The 528-nt window shown below is 64.0% G+C and carries 1 protein-coding gene; it reads left to right on the top strand.

The window, feature by feature from the left end:
- Window positions 1–130: 130 nt before the first annotated feature.
- Window positions 131–286 (top strand): hypothetical protein, encoded by a 156-nt coding sequence (locus DSOL_RS28595; protein ID WP_207649697.1) that lies wholly within the window; start codon window positions 131–133, stop codon window positions 284–286.
- The last annotated feature ends 242 nt before the right edge of the window (window positions 287–528 follow it).

Genomic DNA, 528 nt, shown 5'->3' on the forward strand with positions numbered 1-528 from the left:
GTCACCCAGTTGCCCATGTATCTGGCCGCCGGAACCTCGGCCCTGGCCGTTTTGGTCAGCATGGTCACCAGCATCATCACCCTGCTTTCCAAGGGCACCCCCATGCGAGTGGCACTTCATTGGCCTTGAGATGCTCGGCATCGCCGTCGGCTCCTTCGTCGGCCCCATGACCTCGAAGTACTTCTCCGACGTGTGGCTCAAGCGCCTGTTTATCGTGCTGTCCGCCTATGTCGGCATCGGCTACCTGCTGGCCGGCTTTTTCAACTTCAAGCTCCCCGGCATCTAGATCGCAGGCCTGTCCCCCCTGGACACGGCTCCCCGTCCCGGCTACCTGGGACGGGGAGCCTTTTTTGGCTTATGAACGACTTCTTTCTCCAAGCCTTCCTGGTCATCGACGCCATTCTCGTGGCCCCCTTCCGCTGGTTTGCCAATGCCCAGGCCGGCTTTGTCTGCGGCATGGCCGTGCTGGCCATCGCCTGCGCCCTGCTTGGCCGGGCCTGCGCCGCCGGCGTCGCCCGGGTCCACCGG

The sequence above is a fragment of the Desulfosporosinus metallidurans genome (genome assembly GCF_001936615.1).
GTDB classification, from domain to species: Bacteria; Bacillota; Desulfitobacteriia; order Desulfitobacteriales; family Desulfitobacteriaceae; genus Desulfosporosinus; species Desulfosporosinus metallidurans.